This window comes from Streptomyces sp. V2I9 (assembly GCF_030817475.1).
Taxonomy (GTDB): Bacteria; Actinomycetota; Actinomycetes; order Streptomycetales; family Streptomycetaceae; genus Streptomyces.
Window position 1 is genome coordinate 6,032,677 of record NZ_JAUSZJ010000002.1, and the last position, 18,414, is coordinate 6,051,090.

An 18,414-nucleotide genomic window follows, 5' to 3' on the forward strand; every position below is an offset into this window, starting at 1 on the left:
ACGGTCACGCCGCGCTTCCCATCATGTCCCGGAGATCGCGGAGGGTTTCCGCCTTGAAGAATTCCCGCAGTCGAATACGGACCCCGAACTCCTCACGGATTCGCGCAAGGACTTCGAGTGCGTCGAGGGAACCGCCCCCGAGAGCGAAGAAGTTGTCATCGAGTGTGCAGGAGGTGTTCAACCGGGTGCACACGATCGACAGCAGGCGGTCCCCGACGTCGTCGAGAGCGGGATCATCCGCCTCAACTGCGACTTCATCGACGCCCATGTGTTCCTCCTCATGCCTCAACATCAGCCTTGCCGCTTTCAGTTACCGGGGGAGGGACGCCTCCGTGGCTCCGGGGGGAGACCAGGCGTGAAGGCAGTTCCGTCACAAGGCGATTCCTGGCGTCCTTGCCGACGCGTACAACTCCGCCGCCGCACCCCCGAAGCGGGCGAGAGTTAGTCATTCTTGGACGGATGCGCGGCATCGCCGGATGCTCCGCCAGTACGAGGAAGCCCGTTCAGCGCAGCACCCAGGGCAACTAGGAGACACCCGAATTCCGCGTGTGCGCAATTGCCAGTGCTGCCCAACCCCTCACGCTGATCGCCGAGTTCGCGTCATCGTATGCAAGCGTCTCTGTACGGCGCAAGACCTGTTTTTGCAGGACAGTTGCACCCCGATCACGCCGGCGGTGAGCCTCTGGTGCTACAGCCATCGCCCACAACCCCGGCAGACCGCCGGATTGCCAGCTGTCCAACGAGTCCGTCGAGCACCACCTACTGAAGCTGGAACTGGCTACTTCCATACGGGCCGCCGGGTGGCATGCGGAGATCGAAGTACGGGCCCCTGACGGCTCGTGGCGGGCAGACGTCATGGCCTCCTCGCCGGATGGAGACCGACGCACGGCCTGGGAGGCTCAGCTCTCCCCCATCAGCCATGACGACCTCCGTGAGCGGACGGGCCGGTACATCGACGACGGGATCGGAGTGTGCTGGGTCTCGCCACGCGACGACGTGCCGTGGCTCGGCACCGCCCCAGCCGTGCGCGTCATTCCACCCCCGACCGGCACAGCGGCGTGGACCGTGGCCGACGGCATCGCCCAGTTCGACGAGGGCCAAGGAGCCTGGATCAGGGTCAAGAACACCGAGCTGGGCACCTTGGTCCGCTGGGCTGTGAACGAGCAGTTAGCCCCTCACCCCGTGCTTCCCCGGTATCGCCGGATCCATCTCACACAGGGGGGCCGTACATCCCGCCGCGCGATGATCTGGACGACTACACGATCCACCGCGGCCGAAGCCCGGCACGAGAAGAAGCGCCAGCGGCAAGAAGCGTGGAAACGAGATTAGCAGCAGCGCGAACAGGAAGCAGAGGAACGCAAACACCAGGAAGAAGAAGCCCGGAAGAAGGAAGAACAACACCTCCGCAAGATTGAGGCGGACGCCGCCGAGGCACGGGCCCGCGAGCGCCACCGCCTATTGATGATCAAGCTGGAGACTGAGCGCGTCCGCCGGGATGCGGAGCGGAGACGCACAGGACCAGCAATTCGGAGGAAACAGGCTCTGGCGGCCGACGCGCGCTCACCTGCTGTGGGTGCACCACATGATCGACCGCGGAATCTACGACGAGCAGCTCGGCCAGCAATTACATGCTCTGGCAGGCAAGTTCACCACCAGTCTCGGCCGGTTCTCCTACGACGCCGGGCACCACGCCAAGGCTCGGCAGTACTTCTCCGAGACACTGAACGCTGCGATGCTGACCGGCGACGATGTGCTCTCCAGTCGGACGCTGAGCAACATGGCCCGCCAGGCCGTGGACCTGAACAAGGGGCGTGAGGCCATCCGCTTTGCCCGGCTCGCGCAGACACACGCGAGTATGTGGAGCGCGCCCACGCGTGTCACGGCACTCTTGGCGATCCGTGAGGCCCAAGGGCACGCCCGGGTCGGCGACGCTTTCAACTGCGAGTCCGCGATCAAGCGGGCCTGGAAGGAATGGGAACTCGGGACGGACGACCGCGACCCTGATTGGACGACGTTCCTTATAGCGGCTAACACAATGAGCTGATCTGTCGGTGGGTGATGCAGCAGCAGGCGAGCTTGAGGAAGGCCTCGTGTATGTCTGCTCGTCGTTCCCAGCGGATGCGGAGGCGTTTGAAGCCGTGGAGCCAGGCGAAACTGCGCTCGACTACCCAGCGGTAGCTTCCCAGCCCGGTGCCGTGGAGGGTGCCGCGGCGGGCGATGGCCGGGACGATGCGGCGTTGGCGGACCTGTTCGCGGTAGATGTCGTGGTCGTATCCGCGGTCGGCGAAGAGTGAGTCCGGCTTGCGTCGCGGGTGTCCGATCCTGCCTCTGATGGGTGGGATGGCGTCGATGAGGGGCATGAGCTGGGTGACGTCGTTGCGGTTGCCGCCCGTGAGGATTACGGCGGGCGGTGTGCCGTTTCCGTCGGTGATCAGGTGGTGTTTCGATCCGGTTCGGCCACGGTCGACCGGACTCGGTCCCGTCTGACTCCCCCTTTTATGGCGCGCACGTGGCTGGAGTCGACCACTGCACGCGACCAGTCGAGGCGGGCCGCCGCGTTGAGCTCGGCCAGCAGCACTTCGTGCAGCTGCTGCCAGACGCCGGCCTCGTTCCAGTCCCGTAGTCGCCGCCAGCAGGTCATGCCCGAGCCGAAGCCCAACTCCTGCGGCAGGAACTCCCATTGGATGCCGGTGTGCAGCACGAAGAGGATGCCGCACAACACCTGCCGATCCGGCAGCGGCCTCCGTCCCGGGTGCCGAAACCGGCGTTCCTTGCGCGGCAGCAGCGGCTCTATCCGCTCCCACAGGTCATCCGACACGATCCACGGCGAAGTCCCCATGCCCGAACAACGCCCAACTCCTGACGCGGACACGGCCACCACGGCCTATGCACCTCATTGTGTTAGCCGTTGTTAACCAGGCCGAATTGGTGTGCCTGGAAGGGATGTGCCGGCTCGACCTCGGCCAGACCGCACGCGCTCAGAGGCTCCTGGCGCAATCGGAGAAGCTGCAGGACGTGGCGCACTCGCGGAACAGAGGCATGTGCTTGGGTCGGCTCGCGACTGCGGCCATCGGCGCAGGGGACATTGAGCACAGCGTCGATGCCGCGAGGAAGGCCATCGGTCTGATCCGGACGGCGGGTCTGTCTTCCGCTCGGGCAGTCCAGCAACTGAAGGTCGTCCACGATGGACTGGCTCCTCGATACCGTGCCCGTGGGGTAGGGGACCTGCTCGAAGAGATCCGCGCGGTTGTCGCATGATTCGGTAAAAGGAGAGATGTAGCCAGTGGATGTGGAGTACCAGCGATACGATTGGGCGTCAGTCAAGGTTGTCGCCGACGAGATGGTCGAGGTGTACGCAAGGGTGTACGACAAGCCCCCGTACACCGGCGATCCGTTCTTCTCCGTCGCCTCCTTCCGGGAACGACTAGAGACGGCTTTCGATAGCGATGGCTTCGAGACCGTGACCGCGTGCAGGGGCGGGCAGATCATCGGATACGTGCACGGCGCCACGCTGCCCGTCGACAAGCCGTGGTGGATCTCCCTCGGCACCCGGAGGCCGATGCAGCTCCAGACCCTCGCGGACATCCGGCAGGTCTTCTGGCTCCGTGAGCTGATGGTCCTCCCCGAGCACCAGAACCAGGGCCTCGGCAGAAAGATCCATGACACCGTGATCTCGGGACGCGCGGAGAGCGCCACCACCCTGACCTGCATCATCGACAATCAGCCAGCGCATGACGCCTATCTGCGATGGGGGTACACGGTGATGGGGGAGATCAGGCACGCCCCAGAGTCACCGATCTACAACGCCATGTACCTGCCTAGCTCACGATGACCGGAATGGTCATGTACCAGATACCCGCCCAGTCCTCCCCAATCGCGGCGGCTTCCGGTCGTGGTGACCGAATTGCGCCGGATGCTGCGATCTTGTTCGCGTACGGGACGCTCCAGTTCGATGCCGTCCTCGAAGCGCTGGTCGGCCGGGTGTCACAGAAGGTGTCGGCTAGCGCGCCCGGCTGGCGCGCGGCGTCCCTGGAGGGCCGGGTCTGCCCGGGGCTCGTAGCGGCGCACGGCTCCGCGGCGCCCGGCGTACTTTTCACCGACCTCAGCCGGAGGGAGTGGACGATTCTCGACGCCTTCGAGGACGACCGCTACGACCTGCGCGAGGTGACGCTGACCTCCGGCGAGCGAGGACTCGCCTATGTCTGGCCGGACGGCGAGGTACTGGAGGAGGACTGGGATGCTGAGCAGTTCCGTGCCCGTCATCTTGGCGAGTACGCCGCGCGGTGTGCGCGGATTGCCCCGGGGCTGATCGCCGGAGCCGGCCAACGAACCGGGCGGACTGCGCCCGAGCGCGACGAAAATGGAGCATGAATTAGACCAGCGGTAGCTGACAGCTGTCCGTGCGGCAGCGCGACGACTTGTCCGTAGGCGGCCCCCGGGTCACCCGGGGGCCGCCTACGCTTTCGGTCGGCGAAGGCATGCGCCGGGTTCAAGGTGCCTGTGAACGGCTTTTCGCTTCACCAAGGTCGAGACGAACGATTACGCGGTGCCTAATCACGGGCATTCGCTCACGGCGGACAGGAAAGAATCCCCAAGGACTGGATACCTCTGCCGGGATCATGCCAACGTACAACGTCCCGGAAGATGCCAGCCTAGACACCTGGGTTAGGCGGCGAAGCGAAAGGCTCCACAGCCTGGCCGGGAGGGTCGCTGTGTTGCGATGGCCCGTACTTGGGAGGCATATCTGTCCGAACCTTCTATCCGATACGCCCGCTTCACTTCACCCGCGCTCTTTGCCCTCGGCGGATTGAACGCTTGGGTCGGCCGAGCGGCGGGTGATTACCTCGTCGTCTCCACCAGGCTCTGCGTCCGTGCCTGCGCGGCCGGCCTGTTCGGTGAGGACCTCCTGCAACGCGGACGCCGCGCTGATCGTGTTGTCCTCACGTTCGTTGCGACGCATCCCGAAGCCACAACACGGCAAGGCGCGGACCCTCAGGATTCCCCAACGCCGCGCTACGCGTCATCTCGACCGGCTCACGGAGACAGCCTGCTGGCGGTCGCCGCGGGAGGTGGACCGAGAGCCCTGCGCGGCCTCGAAATCGGCCAGCACAAGCAGACGTCGGATTCGTGATGCGGCGCGCAACATAGACCATGTTCGCCGGTTAGCCAAACCGGCGATCGCGACCACCATTGGGGCAAGGGATGAGCCAACGCTTGGCGACGTAGCCTTTCGCGCGTCCATATAGGGCGAGCCGCCAATGCAGCGGGAGGATATTAGTTGGTGCTCGTTGTGGACGTATCGCAATGACGCCTCTGATCGTATTTCCATCCCTGCGGGGCTGACTAGGAGGACAAGGGAAAATGGCCGATATTAAGAAGATTACACTCGGTTCAGGGAAGGTGAGATACCGATTCGTTATCGATATCGGGCGAGGGGAGGGTGGTAAGCGTAAGCAGCTAACGGTTACGCGAAACACGCTTCGAGAGGCCAAAGCGGAGCTGCTTCGAATTGAAAGCGAACGAGGTTCGGGCACATTCGTTCAACCTAGTCGACTGACGGTCGGTGATTGGATTGACCAATGGTTGGAAAAGAAGGCGGAGGACCTCGAAGTGACCACGATCTACAACTATCGAATCACCCTGGATCGGGTTCGAGGAAAGCTTGAGGGGATCCTGCTTCAGGAGCTCACTGAAGAGGATGTGGAAAATTGGGTGAAATGGACCCTGAAGTATGGTCGTGTTCGCGGAAAGGGGGCAGGGGCGCCGCTTGCGGTGACGACAGTTGACATGAGTCTAGCGCGGCTTAAAGAGTGTTTGAATCGCGCAGTGACCAAGCGGCTGGTGTCCATGAACGTGGCTCAAAATCTTTCAATTCCGCGTCGGGCGCGAAAAGAAGAGCGGAAGAATAAGGAGGAGCTGAAGCCTTGGGATGTTGCAGAGGTTCATGTATTCGTGCGGGGAATTCAAGCGGATAGGTTTTACGCCCCGCTCTTGCTTTCTCTTATGGGGCTTCGCCCGGCGGAAGTCTGCGGACTTCGTTGGGAAGATGTCGACTTGGAGTCCGGCACTATTCGCATTGCTAATACGCGCACGATGATGGGCAACCGGACGGTGGTTGAGAAAGATACAAAGTCGATGGCTGGAGAGCGGGAGCTTCCCCTACCAGCTCCGGTTTGGGGTGCGCTCCGGTCGTTCAAGTCCCTCCAGGCCACGGAAGAGCTGGCCCTCGGGCCCGACTACCGTGACTCTGGCTACGTGCTGGTGGACGAGGTAGGGGAGGTTCGGAACATCAAGCAACTCCGTCGACGGGCGTACCGAATCATGGCCCTGCTGGGTCTGCGTCGGGTGCGCCTCTACGACGCGCGAGCGACCTGCTTCACATATCTCGCCAACATGGGGGTGCCCGACCATCTGCTGGCTAGGTGGGCGGGGCACACGAACGTCCGCACCACCAAGAAATGGTACGTCAAGCCGGGTGTGGAGGATCTTCGCGGAGCCGCCACAGTGTGGGGAGGGCTGCACGGGTCTGGCGGAGGACATACCGCAGAGTCGTGAGTGATTGTGAGAGATGAGAGGTTAAGACCTATGAGTGAGACGCAGCCGCAAGCGATGAAGTACCAGGTAGATGGGCCAGAGGACGCACCTTGGTTGGTGCTCGGTCCTAGCCTCGGTACTACATGGCACATGTGGGACCGCCAGATTCCCGAGCTGTCGCAGCACTGGCGGGTCTTCCGCTACGACCTGCCCGGCCACGGCGGCGCGCCCGCCCACGCCGCCGCCTCCGTCGCCGACCTCGCGGACCGGCTGCTGGCGACGCTGGACGGGCTCGGCGTCCAGCGGTTCGGCTACGCCGGCTGCTCGATCGGCGGGGCGGTCGGCGCGGACCTGGCGCTGCGCCACCCGCACCGGATCGCCTCGCTGGCGCTGGTCGCGTCCTCGCCCCGGTTCGGCACGGCCGACGAGTTCCGCCGGCGGGGCGTGATCGTCCGTACCAACGGCCTGGAGCCGATGGCCCGCACCGCCCCGGAGCACTGGTTCACCCCCGGCTTCGCCGCCGCCCAGCCCGCCATCGTCGAGTGGGCCGTACAGATGGTCCGGACCACCGATCCCGGCTGCTACATCGCCGCCTGCGAGGCGCTCGCCGCGTTCGACATCCGCGGTGCGCTGGGCCGGATCGGCGTCCCCACGCTGGTGCTGGTCGGAGCGGAGGACCAGGTCACCGGCCCCGCCGAGGCCCGCACGCTGGTCGCCGGGATACCGGACGCCCGCCTGGCGCTCGTCCCCGGCGCCTCCCACCTCGCCCCCGTCGAGCAGCCCGCCGCCGTCAGCGACCTGCTGCTGACGCACTTCTCCACCGGCTGGCAGCAGGACACCTCGGCCGCGATCCCGGTCCTGCCCCACGCCCCCGGCCCCGCCGTCCCGGCCACCCCGTTCGCCCCGGTGGCCGAGATCGCGTCGGCCGCCGCGCCCGCCGCCGTACCGACGCCCGACGACCGGTACGAGCAGGGCACGCGGGTACGCCGGGAAGTGCTGGGGGACTCCCATGTGGACGCGGTGAACGCCACGGCGGACGCCTTCACCGAGGACTTCCAGGAGCTGGTCACCCGGTACGCCTGGGGCGAGGTGTGGAGCCGGGACGGCCTCGACCGTCGCACCCGCAGCTGCATCACGCTCACCGCTCTGGTCGCCTCCGGCCACCTGGAGGGCCTGGCCGCGCACACCCGCGCCGCCCTGCGCAACGGACTGACGCCCGCCGAGATCAAGGAAGTCCTCCTCCAGACCGCCGTCTACTGCGGCCTCCCGGCCGCCGGGGCCGCGTTCGCCGTCGCGGGAAAGGTGATCCAGGAGGAAACCACACCCCCCGCGTAGCAGGATGGAGCCATGAACGCATCGTCCGGGGCACTCACCCTCACCAAGAAGACCCACTCCTGCGTCCGGATCGAGAAGGAGGGGCGGGTCCTGGTCATCGACCCGGGAGGCTTCTCCGAGGACGACGCGGCGCTCGGCGCGGACATCATGCTGGTCACGCACGAGCACCCGGACCACTTCGACGAGGCGCGGCTGCGGGCGGGCCTGGAGGCGAACCCGGCGGCCGAGATCTGGACGCTGCGCAGCGTGGCGGAGCAGCTCTCGGCCGCGTTTCCGGGGCGGGTGCACACCGTGGGCGACGGGGACGCGTTCTCCGCCGCAGGCTTCGACGTCACCGTGCACGGGGAGCTGCACGCGGTGATCCACCCGGACATCCCGAGGATCACCAACATCGGCTTCCTGGTGGACGGTTCGGTCTTCCACCCCGGCGACGCACTCACCGTTCCCGAGCGCCCCGTGGATACGCTCCTGCTGCCGGTTGATGGCCCCCTGGAGCAAGATCTCCGAGGTCATCGACTACGTACGCGAGGTGAAGCCGCGCCGCGCGATCGACGTCCACGATGCCTTGCTGACCGATCTGGCACGGCCGATCTACGACCATCAGATCGGGGCGCTGGGCGGCGCGGACCACGGCCGGCTGGCCCCGGGCGGCATCACCGAGCTGTGAGGGCCGGGGCGTCCGCCCCGCCTTCGCCCCGCTCCCGGCACGGCCCGCCCCGGCCCGCCGTCCGTCACCGGGCTTTCGCCGCCTGTCAGTGCGAGCGGCTAGGTTGGTGGGCATGCGCATCGCCACCTGGAACGTCAATTCGATCACCGCCCGGCTGCCGAGGCTGCTGGCCTGGCTGGAGAGCAGCGGCACCGATGTGCTGTGCATCCAGGAGACCAAGTGCACGGCCGAGCAGTTCCCCGCCGAAGCCCTGCGCGAGCTGGGGTACGAGTCCGCGGTCAACGCCACGGGCCGGTGGAACGGGGTCGCGCTGCTCTCGCGCGTCGGCCTCACCGATGTGGTCACCGGCCTGCCCGGCGGCCCGGACTACGACGGCGTCCAGGAGCCCCGCGCGATCTCGGCGACCTGCGGACCGCTGCGCCTGTGGTCGGTGTACGTGCCCAACGGCCGCGAGGTCGAGCACGAGCATTACGCGTACAAGCTGCGCTGGCTGGAGGCACTGCGCAAGGCCGTCGCCGCCGACGCGGCGGGGAGCCTGCCGTTCGCGGTCCTGGGTGACTTCAATGTGGCCCCCACCGACGAGGACGTCTGGGACCCGGCCCTGTTCGAGGGCGCCACGCATGTGACGCCCGCCGAGCGGGCCGCCCTCGCCGCCCTGGAGGCGGAAGGGCTGGGCGAGGTGGTTCCGCGCCCCCTCAAGTACGACCGCGCCTACACGTTCTGGGACTACCGCGAGCTGCGGTTCCCCAAGAACAAGGGCATGCGGATCGACCTGACGTACGGCAACCCGCTCTTCACGGCGGTCGTCAAGGACAGCTACGTGGACCGTGAGGAGCGCAAGGGCAAGGGCGCGTCCGACCACGCTCCAGTGGTGGTCGACCTCGACCTCTGAGCCGGGCCGGGGGAGGCGGGCGAACGACTGGGCCCATGCGACAACCCAAGGTTGACACTCCCTGGGTGTCAACCTACGGTTGTCACATGTCGCAGCCTCTTCCCGTCAGCCCTTCCGTACGCCTCGACGACTTGATCGAGGCCATCAAGAAGACCAACGACGACGCCCTGGAACAGCTCTCCGGCGCGGTGCTCGCCGCCGACCACCTCGGCGACGTGGCCGATCACCTGATCGGCCACTTCGTGGACCAGGCCCGCCGCTCCGGCGCCTCCTGGACGGACATCGGCCGCAGCATGGGGGTCACCCGCCAGGCGGCCCAGAAGCGCTTCGTGCCCAAGAAGGGCGAGGGCGCGTCGGACCTGGACCCCAACGAGGGCTTCAACCGTTTCACCCCGCGCGCCCGCAACGTGGTGGTCGCCTCCCACAACGAGGCCCGGGCGGCCCGGAACGCCGAGATCGTCCCCGCTCACCTGATCCTCGGCCTCCTCGCCGAGCCCGAGGCCGTCGCCGCGCGTGTGCTCACCGGCCAGGGCGTGAGCGCGGACGCGCTGCGAACGGCCGCGACCGCCGTGCTGCCCGCCGCCATGGACGAGGCGCCCGAGCTCATCCCGTACGACGCGGACTCCCGCAAGGCCCTGGAACTGACCTTCCGCGAGGCGCTCCGGCTCGGCCACAACTACATCGGCACCGAGCACATCCTGCTCGCCCTGCTGGAGTTCGAGGACGGCTCCGGCGTACTGACCGGCCTCGGCCTGGACAAGGAGGCCGTGTCCGCCGCGGTGGAGCGGGCCGTGAGCGAGGCGGCGGCCCGAACCCCGGGGCAGTAGCGGCCCGGAGATCTCCCGCCCCGGACGGCGGGCTCGGCACCCCGCCGGCGGCGTGTCGAACCCGCCGCCCGTGAGCACCGGCCGTCAGTGCACCGAGAACCCGCCGTCCACGAAGACGGACTGGCCGGTGACGTACGCCGAGGAGCGGCCCGCCAGGAACACCGCGGCCCCCGCGAAGTCCTCGGCGAGGCCGTTGCGCCCGACGAGGGTCCGGGCGGCGAGCGACTCCACCTTCTCCGGGTCCGCCTGGAGACGCGCGTTCAGCGGCGTCAGCACGAACCCCGGCACGAGGGTGTTCACGGTGACACCGTGCGGCGACCACGCCTCCGCCTGCGACCGGGCCAGCGACTCCAGCCCGCCCTTGGACACCCCGTACGCCCCGCTGTTCACGAAGGCGCGGTGCGCCTGCTGCGAGCTGACGTGGATGATCCGCCCGTACCCGCGCTCGGCCATGCCGGGCCCGAACCGCTGACCCAGCAGGTACGGGGCCTTCAGGTTCACGGCCATGGTGGCGTCCCACACGTCCTCACCGAGATCGCCCATGGGCGGCCGCAGGTTGATGCCGGCGCAGTTGACGAGAATGTCCGGCTCCCCGAACGCGGCGACCGCGCCGTCGGCAGCGGCGCGCACTCCTTCACCCGTGCCCAGATCGGCGCTCACCCGGGCGGCCCGGCACCCATCGGCGGCCAACTCCTCGACGGTGGCCTTCAATTCGGCCTCTCGCCGAGCCACGACGACCACACTCGCCCCGGCCCGCGCAAGCGCCCCGGCAATGCCCCGTCCGATCCCGGAACTCCCGCCCGTCACGACGGCAACCCGCCCGACCAGCGAGAACAGGCCCGACACATACGTCTGCGTACTCATGTCCGAACCTTAGGACACCTGCGGTTTCGGGGCCGCCGGGGGAGGCCGATGCCACCGGTCCGCCGACAGGATCTCCAAAGGGCACAGGGAAGGACGAGGAGTGGGGGACGGCAGGGGGTGGGCCACGACGGATTCGGGCTCATCGGTTCTGTTCACCTGAGCCATCGCCGCGGGTGTCACCGGTTCACCAGGCGGGCCATCCCGTCGACGCCGAGGGCGGTGCCGAGCGGTACCTCCTGCCGGGGCGTCAGAGCGGCTGAGGGTACGCAGAGCGAATCGGGCGGTCGTACTATCTTGATCTACGACTGGGGGGTGCTGTTCGGCCATGGCTATGTCGGAACTGCTGGAACCGCAGGGGACCGGACCGTTCAGGACGGTCGCTGTGCTCGGCGAGGGCGGGATGGGCCGGGTCCTTCTCGGTGTCTCGCCGGACGGACGGCTGGTCGCCGTCAAGCAGGTGCACGCCGATCTGGCTGATGACGACGGGTTCCGCGCCCGGTTCCGGCGTGAGGTGGCCGCATCGCGCAGAGTGTCCGGTGCCTACACCGCGCCGGTCCTCGACGCCGATGCCGAGGCACCCGTCCCCTGGCTGGCCTCGGCCTTCGTGCCGGGCCCCTCGTTGAGCCAGGCGCTGGAGGCGGTACGGACGCTGCCCGCCCCGTCCGTACGGCAGCTGGCCGCGGGGCTGGCGCAGGCACTGGCCGACATCCACCGTGCCGGGCTGATCCACCGCGACCTCAAGCCGTCGAACGTGCTGCTCGCCGAGGACGGCGTACGGGTCATCGACTTCGGTATCGCGCGGGCGGCCGAAGGTCAGACCGCGCTCACCCACGCCGGTGCGGTGCTGGGGTCGCCGCCGTTCATGTCGCCGGAACAGGTGCACGGGCGCGCGCCGACACCGGCGAGTGACGTCTTCTCGCTCGGTGCCACCCTGTTCACGGCCTGCACCGGACTGCCGCCGTTCCACGCCGACTCGGTGCCCGGGATCCTCTACAAGGTCGCGCACTCCGATCCCGACCTGAGCGCGCTCCCGCCGGAACTCCACGAGATCATCGCCCCGTGCCTGTCCAAGGAGGAGGGGGACCGCCCGAGCCCGGCAGAGCTGTTGGCGCTGATCGGTACCGTCGCTCCGACGGCCCGCCCCTGGCCCGCGGAGGTCCACCGGATCACCGCCGCGCAGCGGACCGAGATCGACAGGCTGGTCAGCCTGCCGGACCGTACCACCAGCATCTCCCCGGCACCGCGCACCCAGCCGCCCCCGCCGGGCTTCGCCCCTCCCGCCGCCGTCGGGTCCGCCGCGGAGCACGGCTCGTCACGGCGTGGCCGAACCCTCGGGCTCGTCGTCGGCGGCGTTCTGGTGGCGGCCGCCGTGACGGCGGCGGCGTTGCTGTTGCCACAGGGTGAGGACCCGAAGGGGAAGCCCACGCGCGCGGCCGCGGAACGGACGCCGTCACCGGACACGACCTGGAATGTCCCGACCCCTGGGACCACGCCGCTGTCGAAGGTCCCGGACAAGCACCCGACCGACCTGCCGAACTGCGCGAAGCGCAGCAGCCCGGTACGGGTGCCTTCCCTGTTCGACGCTCCGACGGGGCCGACCAAGGAGCAGACCCATCACGACCCCGACGCGCACGAGTTGATGAGCTGGTGCACCTGGAATTCCCGGAGCGGCGACGAGATCAATGTGTCCTGGAAGCGCTACGGTTCCCACCCCGAGGAGGGCACCGGGGCTGAGCAGGCGAAGAAGTACTACGAGGGCTTCTTCTACCCGGGCCACGGCCGGCGTGAGGACATCGGACTCGGCGAGGAAGCGCTCTGGGTGACCGACGACGACAGAAACAACTGTTTGCTGTACGTACGGGACGTCAACCTCGTCGTGATCACCAGCGTCTCGGGCCGCGCCCACCCGCCGGGCACGTGCGAGAAACTGACCACCGACGTAACGGGAGACGCGTTGAGCGCGGTGACGTCCTGATGAAGCCTCTGAGCCCCTCCACCCCCGCTTCGGCCGGCCCCTACCGCCTCCACGCCGAGCTCGGGCGCGGCGGCATGGGCAGGGTGCTGCTCGGTACCGGGACCGACGGCCGGATCGTCGCGGTCAAGCAGGTACATGCCCGGCTCGCGGCCGACGACGGCTTCCGTACCCGGTTCCGGCGGGAGGTGGCCGCTTCCCGCAAGGTGTCCGGCGCCTTCACCGCGGCGGTCCTCGACGCCGACCCGGACGCGGCCACCCCCTGGCTCGCCTCGGCCTTCGTCCCCGGTCCGTCGCTGGGCGCGGCGGTGTCGGCGGCCGGAGCACTTCCCCCACAGGACGTGCGAAGGCTCGCTGCCGGTCTCGCGGCGGCGCTGACGGCGATCCACCGGGCGGGTCTCGTCCACCGCGACCTCAAACCGGAGAACGTCCTGCTGGCCGAGGACGGTGCGCGGGTCATCGACTTCGGGATCGCCCGCGTCGTCGACGGCGCCGGCGGTACGGCCCTGACGCAGACGGACCTCGTCATCGGTTCGCCGCCGTTCATGTCGCCCGAGCAGGCCGAAGGCCGCGAACCGACCGCGTCGAGCGACGTGTTCTCGCTCGGTTCCGTGCTGGTCTTCGCGGCCACGGGACTCAGCCCGTTCGCGGGCGCTTCGACGGCCCAGTCCTTGTACAACGTCGTCCACACGCAGCCCGACCTGATGTCCGTGCCGGCCGAGTTGCGGCGGATCATCGAGCCCTGCCTCGTCAAGGACCCGGCGGCCCGCCCCAGCCCGGCACAACTCCAGGAGCTCATCGGGCCCGTCGCCCACTCCGTACGGCCGTGGCCCCCGGCCGTGCACCGCATGCTCGAAGAGCAGCGGGCGAGCATCGACCGGCTGCTGAACGGCCACGAGCGCACCGTGGTGTCCGCTCCCGCGTCCCCGAGCACCCTGGCTTCGGCGCCCACACAGACCGCGGTACGGCCCGCCTCTGCCGCACCGCCACCGGGCCGGCCGCGCACCAAGGTCATCGCGGCGTCGGTGGCGGCCGGAGTGCTCGCCCTGGCCGGTGTGGGCGTCGGGGTGTACGCACTGACGTCCGGGGGCGGGGAGCCCTCCGACCGGCGGAACAGCTCATCGTCGGACGCCGCCGGGGACAAGAAGACCCCGGCCGCCGATCCGGGGGACGGTGGCGATCCGTCGACGGGAGCCGAGCAGCAGCCGGATACGTACACGAAGGTGCCGCTCTGCGCGGAGGCGGCGAAGAACCTTCCGCTGAAGGGATTGAGCAAGAACCCGGACAGCTACCAGGAATCCGGCGACCGAGCATCCAATACCTGCTCGTGGTACGGAAGTTACGAGGAGGGCGGCGTCAGCTACCGCGACGAATCGCCGCACGCCTTCGTCATATGGGACATCAAGAGGACCTCGAACAGCTCCTCCGGCCCCACGGACAACGGGACCTTCTTCCAGCGCCAGATCTTCGACACGAGGGCGAAGGAGGAGGGCAAGCGCGAACCGGCACTCGGCTTCGGCGACGCGGCCTACTGGCGCGACCTCACCAACCCTGCCGAAGACCCCGGAACCAACTGCTCACTGATGGTCCTGGACGGCAACCTCTCGGTGCGGGTGGACCTCGGCGGCGACGAACACCCTCCGGCACGCTGCCGGTCGGACGCCAAGAAGGTCGCCGCGGCGGCGATCGCCGCCATGCCCGGATGAGGAGCTGCCGGGGGATCGCGGAGCAACCATGCGGGCCGAACGACGCGAAAGGAGATTCAGGCCGCGTACGTCTTCCCGGGACCAGGTCCGGGCCCCACGACAGGCAGGACGTGATCCCGCGCCGCTGGGTCGTCGAGCGGACGTTCGGCTGGCTCATGCACCGCCGCGGACTCACCCGCGAATCAACCCACAACTGGCGCGACAGCTGAACGGCCGCACAGCTGGCTCCCGCGAATCACAGCAGGTAGGGCCACAGGCTGACGCTGTTCCGCTCCACGCTGATCTCCACCCACATTCCATCGGCAGCAGTCGATGGCGGCGGGTCGGCGAGGTCGAAAAGGAGGTGAGTTCCGGCTACTTCCAACGTGGCTCCGCCATCTCCCGTCAGGCCCAGCCGCCCCCGAAAGACGATCCGGTCGCCTTCTTTCTCATCCACCCCGGGCGAGAAGGACGTGGCCGGTCGGGTGTTGCCGCCCCAGGACATGTCCTCTTCAACAGCCCACTCCACATGATGTTCGCGGCCCACTCCCGTCGGACCGCCGCACCAGAAGGCCACGGCGGCACCCGCCTCCGAGCGCACCCGAACCGTCGCGCGCCCGTCGGCGACCTGCCCCACCGCTTCCACTTGGACCAACACCCCGCAATCATCCACGGCAGCACTGCGTTGCCGAATACTCCTGCCAGGACAAGACGCTCTTTGAGCGCGGCCCGGCGCATCGCGGACAGCCACCACGCCGAGCGCGGAACACCGGCCACCGCCGCTCAGCTCGCCACCCGCATGGGCGTCGCCCTGCCGGTGGCCACCGCCGCCCTCGCTCAGCTCTGAGCCACCCCGGCCACCGGCCGGAAGCACCCCTCCCCGGGCCTGGTTCGTCCTGCCCCGAGCATCACCAACACGGCGACCGTCACGACCGGTTGCTGCTCGGGGACCCGCCCCGACAGCAGGGAACGCCCCGAATGGTCACCCTGGACCTGCGCCACGTGGCGGGCCCCGCGGTGTGGGACCTGCTCCACCTGGACAACCAGCCTGACTTCGACCGTGCCCAGCAGCAGATCGAACACCTCGGCGGCTGCACCGCGAACCCGTTCGCCTGACCGGTCGCATCGCCGCAGTCGACACCACGACCGGTGAGGTGCTGCGCTGCTGCACCTCCTCCGACGAACGTCCGGCCGCCGAGGGGGCCCTTGTCCTTGGCTGTCTCGGCGCCGCCGACGTCCTTCTCGGACGCGGACGGCACCCTCACCGGTTTCCGGCGCAAGGCCCCGGCTTCCGGCGGGGTCCGCGCGCCCTGTGGTGCGGAGCCGGGCCAGGATGCGACCCTAGTGGTATGAACATCCCCTTCTTGGACAACTGGCGTAAGCGTCAGGGTGGTACGCAGGGAGGCGCGCTCGTCGCCGCTGTCGAGACGGATCCCGACGGTGTGGCCGAGCTGCTCGCCGAGTGTGAACTGCTGCGCGTCCGGGCGGGGCAGCAAGGACTCGAACTCGACGACGCCCCGGCTTCGTTGGCCGCGCTCGACCAGTTGTCGCCCCGCTGGCGCGACGACCCCGAGGAGCTGCCCTGGCTCGGCAACGACGCCGGTCTCTACCTCGGCACGGTGATCGTGCGGACCGTCCCCGGCGCCGCGTGGGACGTCTGGCCGAGCGGGCAGCCCGTGGTGCGGCTGGAGTCCGGCCGGGAGATCGATGTCGTCGCCGCCGGGCTGGACTGGGCCATGTCCGGCAGTCCGGAGCTCTCGCAGATCTACGCGGAGTCGGCCGAGAACTGACCTTCCGGAGCGGGCACGGATCCCGGAGTTCATCATCAAGAGAGATAAACAGCCTTTTGCGCCATTTACGCGTGTCGGGTGCGAAGTCCCTTTTCGGGATGGATAGTTTGCGCTGACCTCGACACAGCGACAAGTGGGTAGGGCAGCGCATGGCCGTCGATCCGTTGATCGAACTGAGGGACGTCAACAAACACTTCGGGGAGTTGCACGTACTTCAGGACATCAATCTCACCGTCGGCCGCGGGGAGGTGGTGGTGGTCATCGGCCCCTCCGGATCCGGGAAATCCACCCTGTGCCGGGCGATCAACCGGCTGGAGACGGTCGAGTCCGGCAGCATCACCATCGACGGCCGGCCTCTTCCCGCCGAGGGCAAGGGGCTGGCCCAGCTCCGCGCCGAAGTCGGCATGGTCTTCCAGTCGTTCAACCTCTTCGCGCACAGGACCGTGCTGGACAACGTCTCGCTGGCCCAGGTCAAGGTCCGCAAACGTAAGAAGAACGAGGCGGACCGGCGCTCCCGCGAACTGCTGGAGCGGGTCGGCCTGGCCGCCCACGCCGACAAGTTCCCCGCCCAGCTCTCCGGCGGTCAGCAGCAGCGCGTGGCCATCGCCCGCGCCCTGGCCATGGACCCCAAGGCGCTCCTCTTCGACGAGCCCACCTCCGCGCTCGACCCGGAGATGATCAACGAGGTCCTGGAGGTCATGCAGCAGCTGGCCCGCGACGGGATGACGATGATCGTCGTCACCCACGAGATGGGCTTCGCCCGGTCCGCCGCCAACCGCGTCGTGTTCATGGCCGACGGCCGCGTCGTCGAGGACCGCGTTCCGGAGGACTTCTTCACCTCCCCGTCGAGCGACCGCGCCAAGGACTTCCTGTCCAAGATCCTCAAGCACTGAGGGGGGTTTCCATGCTGCGTACGAGGAACACGCGTACAAGGAGGGCCGCCGCCCTCGTGACCGGCCTCCTGCTCGCCGCGCTCGCCGCCGGCTGCGGCAAGGACGGCAGCCCGCCCGTCAAGGGGCCCAAGGCCGGGGCGCTGCCCGTCTACCGGGTCGACACCGGCTTCGACCTGCCCGACTCCCGCACCTGGACCAGGGCGAAGAAGCGCGGCCACCTCACGGTCGGGGCCAAGGAGGACCAGCCGTACCTGGGGGAGAAGGACCCGGCGAGCGGGGCCTACACCGGGTTCGACATCGAGATCGCCCGGATGATGGCGGCCTCGCTCGGCTTCGAACCGAAGTCGATCCGCTTCCGCACGATCGCCTCCGCCAACCGCGAGACCGCCCTGCAGAACGGCCAGATCGACTACTACGTCGGCACCTACACCATCAACGACATGCGCAAGAAGCTCGTCGGCTTCGCCGGCCCCTACTACCTGGCGGGCCAGGGCCTGCTGGTGCGCACGGACGAGGACGACATCGACGGGCCCCGGGACCTGGCGGGCAGGACCGTCTGCTCGGCGGCCGGCTCCACGCCCTACCAGCGCATCGCCGCCGACTACCCCAGGGCGACCCTCGTCGCCTACGACACGTACTCCATCTGCGTCGACAACCTCCTCACCTACCAGGTCGACGCCGTCACCACCGACGACGCGATCCTGCTGGGCTTCGCGGCCAAGGCGCCCGACGAGATGAAGGTCGTCGGCAAGCCCTTCTCCGAGGAGCCGTACGGCATCGGCGTCCCGCGCGCCGACAACGCCCTGCGCGAGGCGCTCAACGACGCGCTGGAGGCCAACGAGAAGAACGGCAACTGGAAGAAGGCGTACGAAGCGACGCTGGGGCTCTCCGGAGCGCCCGCCCCGGCCCCGCCGCCCATCGACCGCTACCCGGCGACCTGAGGGGACGGCCACCC

17 protein-coding genes and 3 pseudogenes are annotated in these 18,414 nt (G+C 68.4%); 16 read left to right on the forward strand and 4 right to left on the reverse strand.

Translation table 11 applies throughout. The features are described from left to right. Positions 1 to 4: 4 nt before the first annotated feature. On the reverse strand, positions 5 to 268 hold the full coding sequence (locus QFZ71_RS26285) for an acyl carrier protein (RefSeq protein ID WP_307670627.1): 264 nt from the start codon (positions 266 to 268) through the stop codon (positions 5 to 7). Between the two features lie 1,305 nt (positions 269 to 1,573). Between QFZ71_RS26285 and QFZ71_RS26290 the strand changes: the two genes are divergently transcribed. Further along, the gene (locus QFZ71_RS26290; RefSeq protein WP_307670628.1) at positions 1,574 to 2,044 is read left to right on the forward strand and encodes a hypothetical protein; all 471 of its coding nucleotides are present in this window, start codon (positions 1,574 to 1,576) and stop codon (positions 2,042 to 2,044) included. Here the strand turns inward: QFZ71_RS26290 and QFZ71_RS26295 are convergent. Then, positions 2,028 to 2,856, reverse strand: a pseudogene (locus QFZ71_RS26295) (IS5 family transposase). The gene QFZ71_RS26290 and the pseudogene QFZ71_RS26295 overlap by 17 nt on opposite strands. Before the next feature lie 427 nt (positions 2,857 to 3,283). Between QFZ71_RS26295 and QFZ71_RS26300 the strand changes: the two are divergent. The 7 genes and pseudogenes from QFZ71_RS26300 (at position 3,284) to QFZ71_RS26330 (ending at position 10,255) form a co-directional block, all read left to right on the forward strand. Further along, complete coding sequence (locus QFZ71_RS26300; protein ID WP_307670629.1) at positions 3,284 to 3,832, forward strand: GNAT family N-acetyltransferase; 549 nt, start codon at positions 3,284 to 3,286, stop codon at positions 3,830 to 3,832. 5 nt (positions 3,833 to 3,837) lie between these two features. Continuing rightward, positions 3,838 to 4,371 carry a gamma-glutamylcyclotransferase family protein gene (locus tag QFZ71_RS26305; protein ID WP_307670630.1) on the forward strand — a complete coding sequence of 178 codons (534 nt, stop codon included), beginning with the start codon at positions 3,838 to 3,840 and terminating at the stop codon, positions 4,369 to 4,371. A gap of 990 nt (positions 4,372 to 5,361) precedes the next feature. Next, positions 5,362 to 6,555, forward strand: a complete 1,194-nt coding sequence (locus QFZ71_RS26310) for a tyrosine recombinase XerC (protein ID WP_307670631.1) — start codon at positions 5,362 to 5,364, stop codon at positions 6,553 to 6,555. 30 nt (positions 6,556 to 6,585) lie between these two features. Then, positions 6,586 to 7,869 carry an alpha/beta fold hydrolase gene (locus QFZ71_RS26315; protein ID WP_307670632.1) on the forward strand — a complete coding sequence of 428 codons (1,284 nt, stop codon included), beginning with the start codon at positions 6,586 to 6,588 and terminating at the stop codon, positions 7,867 to 7,869. Positions 7,870 to 7,881: 12 nt separating this feature from the next. Beyond that, positions 7,882 to 8,536: pseudogene (locus QFZ71_RS26320) on the forward strand (MBL fold metallo-hydrolase). A 112-nt stretch (positions 8,537 to 8,648) separates the two neighbouring features. Then, positions 8,649 to 9,428 carry an exodeoxyribonuclease III gene (locus QFZ71_RS26325; protein ID WP_307670633.1) on the forward strand — a complete coding sequence of 260 codons (780 nt, stop codon included), beginning with the start codon at positions 8,649 to 8,651 and terminating at the stop codon, positions 9,426 to 9,428. 86 nt (positions 9,429 to 9,514) lie between these two features. Continuing rightward, positions 9,515 to 10,255 carry a Clp protease N-terminal domain-containing protein gene (locus QFZ71_RS26330; protein WP_307670634.1) on the forward strand — a complete coding sequence of 247 codons (741 nt, stop codon included), beginning with the start codon at positions 9,515 to 9,517 and terminating at the stop codon, positions 10,253 to 10,255. A gap of 84 nt (positions 10,256 to 10,339) precedes the next feature. Here QFZ71_RS26330 and QFZ71_RS26335 read toward each other — a convergent pair whose 3' ends face one another. Then, positions 10,340 to 11,119, reverse strand: coding sequence for an SDR family NAD(P)-dependent oxidoreductase (locus tag QFZ71_RS26335; protein ID WP_307670635.1), 780 nt, complete (start codon positions 11,117 to 11,119; stop codon positions 10,340 to 10,342). 325 nt (positions 11,120 to 11,444) lie between these two features. Between QFZ71_RS26335 and QFZ71_RS26340 the strand changes: the two genes are divergently transcribed. From QFZ71_RS26340 to QFZ71_RS26350, 3 genes and pseudogenes are all read left to right on the forward strand, one after another. Next, a complete protein-coding gene (locus QFZ71_RS26340) occupies positions 11,445 to 13,094 on the forward strand; it encodes a serine/threonine-protein kinase (RefSeq protein WP_307670636.1) in 1,650 nt (549 codons plus the stop codon). Beyond that, positions 13,094 to 14,797 carry a serine/threonine-protein kinase gene (locus QFZ71_RS26345; RefSeq protein WP_307670637.1) on the forward strand — a complete coding sequence of 568 codons (1,704 nt, stop codon included), beginning with the start codon at positions 13,094 to 13,096 and terminating at the stop codon, positions 14,795 to 14,797. Before QFZ71_RS26340 ends, QFZ71_RS26345 begins: the two co-directional genes overlap by 1 nt. Before the next feature lie 110 nt (positions 14,798 to 14,907). Continuing rightward, positions 14,908 to 15,006 (forward strand): annotated as a pseudogene (locus QFZ71_RS26350) (IS5/IS1182 family transposase); the annotation flags it as partial. A 26-nt stretch (positions 15,007 to 15,032) separates the two neighbouring features. Here the strand turns inward: QFZ71_RS26350 and QFZ71_RS26355 are convergent. Next, positions 15,033 to 15,434, reverse strand: a complete 402-nt coding sequence (locus QFZ71_RS26355; protein ID WP_307670638.1) for a hypothetical protein — start codon at positions 15,432 to 15,434, stop codon at positions 15,033 to 15,035. 60 nt (positions 15,435 to 15,494) lie between these two features. Here QFZ71_RS26355 and QFZ71_RS26360 point away from each other — a divergent pair, with 60 nt between their 5' ends. From QFZ71_RS26360 to QFZ71_RS26380, 5 genes are all read left to right on the forward strand, one after another. Continuing rightward, a complete protein-coding gene (locus QFZ71_RS26360; RefSeq protein ID WP_373465157.1) occupies positions 15,495 to 15,623 on the forward strand; it encodes a hypothetical protein in 129 nt (42 codons plus the stop codon). 131 nt (positions 15,624 to 15,754) lie between these two features. After that, entirely contained in the window at positions 15,755 to 15,892 is a 138-nt protein-coding gene (locus QFZ71_RS26365; RefSeq protein WP_307670639.1) for a hypothetical protein, read from the forward strand. Positions 15,893 to 16,125: 233 nt separating this feature from the next. Next, a complete protein-coding gene (locus tag QFZ71_RS26370) occupies positions 16,126 to 16,566 on the forward strand; it encodes a DUF6278 family protein (RefSeq protein WP_307670640.1) in 441 nt (146 codons plus the stop codon). A 149-nt stretch (positions 16,567 to 16,715) separates the two neighbouring features. Further along, a complete protein-coding gene (locus QFZ71_RS26375; protein WP_307670641.1) occupies positions 16,716 to 17,459 on the forward strand; it encodes an amino acid ABC transporter ATP-binding protein in 744 nt (247 codons plus the stop codon). Between the two features lie 11 nt (positions 17,460 to 17,470). Next, complete coding sequence (locus tag QFZ71_RS26380; protein ID WP_307670642.1) at positions 17,471 to 18,400, forward strand: glutamate ABC transporter substrate-binding protein; 930 nt, start codon at positions 17,471 to 17,473, stop codon at positions 18,398 to 18,400. Positions 18,401 to 18,414 lie beyond the last annotated feature (14 nt).

Excerpts from the sequence above, each read along its gene's own strand:
- QFZ71_RS26285 (WP_307670627.1), bottom strand. The coding sequence starts at position 268 with ATGGGCGTCGATGAAGTCGCAGTTGAGGCGGATGATCCCGCTCTCGAC.
- QFZ71_RS26305 (WP_307670630.1), top strand. The coding sequence starts at position 3,838 with ATGGTCATGTACCAGATACCCGCCCAGTCCTCCCCAATCGCGGCGGCT.
- QFZ71_RS26310 (WP_307670631.1), top strand. The coding sequence starts at position 5,362 with ATGGCCGATATTAAGAAGATTACACTCGGTTCAGGGAAGGTGAGATAC.
- QFZ71_RS26315 (WP_307670632.1), top strand. The coding sequence starts at position 6,586 with ATGAGTGAGACGCAGCCGCAAGCGATGAAGTACCAGGTAGATGGGCCA.
- QFZ71_RS26325 (WP_307670633.1), top strand. The coding sequence starts at position 8,649 with ATGCGCATCGCCACCTGGAACGTCAATTCGATCACCGCCCGGCTGCCG.
- QFZ71_RS26330 (WP_307670634.1), top strand. The coding sequence starts at position 9,515 with ATGTCGCAGCCTCTTCCCGTCAGCCCTTCCGTACGCCTCGACGACTTG.
- QFZ71_RS26335 (WP_307670635.1), bottom strand. The coding sequence starts at position 11,119 with ATGAGTACGCAGACGTATGTGTCGGGCCTGTTCTCGCTGGTCGGGCGG.
- QFZ71_RS26340 (WP_307670636.1), top strand. The coding sequence starts at position 11,445 with ATGGCTATGTCGGAACTGCTGGAACCGCAGGGGACCGGACCGTTCAGG.
- QFZ71_RS26345 (WP_307670637.1), top strand. The coding sequence starts at position 13,094 with ATGAAGCCTCTGAGCCCCTCCACCCCCGCTTCGGCCGGCCCCTACCGC.
- QFZ71_RS26365 (WP_307670639.1), top strand. The coding sequence starts at position 15,755 with ATGGTCACCCTGGACCTGCGCCACGTGGCGGGCCCCGCGGTGTGGGAC.
- QFZ71_RS26370 (WP_307670640.1), top strand. The coding sequence starts at position 16,126 with ATGAACATCCCCTTCTTGGACAACTGGCGTAAGCGTCAGGGTGGTACG.
- QFZ71_RS26375 (WP_307670641.1), top strand. The coding sequence starts at position 16,716 with ATGGCCGTCGATCCGTTGATCGAACTGAGGGACGTCAACAAACACTTC.
- QFZ71_RS26380 (WP_307670642.1), top strand. The coding sequence starts at position 17,471 with ATGCTGCGTACGAGGAACACGCGTACAAGGAGGGCCGCCGCCCTCGTG.